The following is a 2,635-nucleotide window of genomic DNA, read 5'->3' as shown; positions in this document are numbered from 1 at the left end:
CAAAACCCAAAAGATTGGTTACCTTGGAATTATCTTGATACTATCAACAAAATCAAAAACCACTCTCTATAAAAAATTTAATTCCATTCATTGTGTTTGTAAAATGCACTTATTGGGAGGACACATCACATTCGATATTTATAGCACACATTGATATGTTATGGTCGCCTAAAATCATTCTTTCATAAACAGCATGACCAAAAAGAAAAGGGATAGAAAAACATCCGCATTGAACTAAAATACAGCCACCTTCATCAAACATTGTCATATAATCTTGTTCCCGCATGCGCGAGGGTGGAGATGTTTTCCAGGGAAATACAGCATTTTCATCAAATGAAATAAACTGTCTCATGTTAAGTGATGATTTTGACTTAGGAAAAGTATACCAAATTTGGGCGTTATAAAAATCGTGCCAGTTTTGAAGCCGTGTCCGAACTTCTCCTTTTAAAAAAATTCTTGGTTCATATAGACTTTCAAACCCTTCTGCACTTCGATTTCCTTTTTGAAGAACAAACTGTATATTGTGCCCAGACCAAGATTTGATTCCTTTCGGCTTTTTGTCATTTAATTCATTTAAATTAGGCCAATCTGAGTTGTTTGAAAAAATCTTTCCATATGGCATAATAGGAAAGAACAACTCAGAGCAACTCAAAAATTGCGAATCCCAGCATCTGATTGTAGGTTGGGGGACGTGCTCTCTTTTTTTTTCAACCCTTGCTTCATTAGGGTGCGCCATGTATTTAGCCTCATTGTATATAGTACTTGATCTCGATCCCGAAATTATGGTTACAGATCGCGATCGCGTTTTACGCTCTCTTCGTGAAAAATTAAAGCAAAAATTTAGTCATCGTATTACGGTTCGAGCGGATGAGGAGGAGACTTCTTTAGCTATTGCTTTATTTGATGATAATTATGAAAGAATTAAATCACGTTTAGATGAGCTTCATGAAAGAGTTGACGCAGCTGGAGAAGCCCGAATTCGATTTCATCAGGGACAAATTTTTTATTGGTTCAATGGTAAATTTGTTGAGACAAATGATAGCCTAGCATATAGTGAACAAAATTTAAGCGAGTTTAAAAGTGGAACAAATATTACTCGATCATTTCGTGCACAGGAAAAAACAATTGTGTACACAGATAAGGATGAAGATATGTCTTCAATTCCATCAAGATTTTCAAGAAGGAATTTAAGAATTCCTACACGAAAGTGAGAGCTTTTCAATGACTTTACCAAAAAGAAAAATTTTGTTTACAATTGCAGCGATAGCTATTGTTGTTCCAATAGGGCAATATTTTAAAATTATTCCTTCTTTTCAATTTGCTATCTCTGAAGAGAGTGCTAAAAAAACAACAAAATCAGCAATCCCTTTTCTAACCTGTTCGACTTTATCAGACAGAATGAAAGATTTTTTAAAAAATCATTATGTTTTCCGTTCTTTTGAAGAAGAGCTGTCTAAAAGAACATTCGATATGTTCATAAAACTTCTTGATCCAGGAAAACTTTATTTCACAAAAGAAGACATTTCTGAATTTACGAAACAGGAACCTGGTTTATTTAAAAATATTAATAATTATGATTGTAGACTCATAACGGGTGAAAATGGAATATACGAAAGATATAAAAAACGTTTAAATGAAGCTACTTTATTAGCGAAGTCAGCACTTAATGAAAAACCCGACTTCACAAAAGAAGAGTTTATTGAAACCGATAGAAAAAAAACAGAATGGGCAAACTCTCCGGCAGAATTAAAAGATCGTTGGCGCAAAACAATTAAATTTATCATATTAAATATGAAAGATTCGGATGAAATTGAAAAAATAAAAACACGCCTTTCAAAAAGGTACGATTTAATTAAAAAAGATGTGGAAGGCAAATCATCTGACGATATTTATTCTTTATTTTTAAATGCTTTCGCTCTTTCCTTAGATCCTCATTCAAGTTTTTTAACTCCTGTAGATAATCAGCAATTTCAAATGGATTTTAGTTTAAAGTTTGTTGGAATTGGAGCTACTTTAAGAGGCATTGATGGCTATACCATAATAGATGCAATTGTACCTGGTGGTGCTGCTGCCAAAGATGGGCGATTAAAAAAGAATGATAAAATTGTTGCCGTAGATTCTGGTGATGGTACTGGAATTCAAGATGTCATTGAAATGGATTTAAGTAAAGTTGTACAACTTATTCGTGGAAAAGAAGGCACAATTGTTAAGTTAGTTATCTTAAGAAAAGATCTTGACGGAAAAATGAATCGATTTACCGTTACTTTAAAGAGAGCTATTGTTCAAATTAAAGATAGTGAAGCAAAAAGCGATATTATAAATTTAAATAATAAAAAAATAGGAATTATTAACTTACCAAGTTTTTACATTGACTATAAAGGATGCCAAGATAACCCAAGCTCATGTCGTAGTTCATCAAACGATATGTTGCGTGAGGTAAAAAAATTAAAAGCATCTAAAGTAGATGGAATTCTTGTAGACTTAAGAAGAAATGGTGGCGGTGATTTATCCGAAACACAAAGAATTGTCGCATTATTTATTAAAGATCCCATTGTCACTCAAGTAGAAGATAAAGAAAAAAATGTAAGAACTTTGGCTGTAGAAGTAAAAGAACCTGCTTATTCTGGTCCTCTTG

The 2,635-nt window shown here is 33.0% G+C and carries 3 protein-coding genes; 2 read left to right on the top strand and 1 reads right to left on the bottom strand.

Features of this window, described 5'->3' with window-relative positions; all coding sequences use genetic code 11:
* Positions 1–109: 109 nt before the first annotated feature.
* Positions 110–736 (bottom strand): DUF3025 domain-containing protein, encoded by a 627-nt coding sequence (locus tag ACIQ56_RS16540; protein ID WP_397602137.1) that lies wholly within the window; start codon positions 734–736, stop codon positions 110–112.
* On the opposite strand from ACIQ56_RS16540, the gene ACIQ56_RS16535 reads away from it, so the two are divergent.
* Both ACIQ56_RS16535 and ACIQ56_RS16530 read left to right on the top strand, forming a co-directional pair.
* Positions 735–1,211 carry a hypothetical protein gene (locus tag ACIQ56_RS16535; RefSeq protein WP_153418302.1) on the top strand — a complete coding sequence of 159 codons (477 nt, stop codon included), beginning with the start codon at positions 735–737 and terminating at the stop codon, positions 1,209–1,211. The two genes, ACIQ56_RS16540 and ACIQ56_RS16535, sit on opposite strands and share 2 nt — an antisense overlap.
* Before the next feature lie 10 nt (positions 1,212–1,221).
* The coding region (locus ACIQ56_RS16530; protein ID WP_397602136.1) for a S41 family peptidase at positions 1,222–2,635 on the top strand (1,414 nt) is incomplete at its 3' end.

Origin of the sequence: Silvanigrella sp. (assembly GCF_044369315.1) — a bacterium.
Classification (GTDB): domain Bacteria; phylum Bdellovibrionota_B; class Oligoflexia; order Silvanigrellales; family Silvanigrellaceae; genus Silvanigrella.
The sequence above is the reverse complement of the archived record's forward strand: the minus strand, read 5'-3'. Positions and strand labels throughout refer to the sequence as shown.

Coding starts and splice junctions, on each gene's coding strand:
- ACIQ56_RS16535 (WP_153418302.1), top strand. CDS start 735: ATGTATTTAGCCTCATTGTATATAGTACTTGATCTCGATCCCGAAATT.
- ACIQ56_RS16540 (WP_397602137.1), bottom strand. CDS start 736: ATGGCGCACCCTAATGAAGCAAGGGTTGAAAAAAAAAGAGAGCACGTC.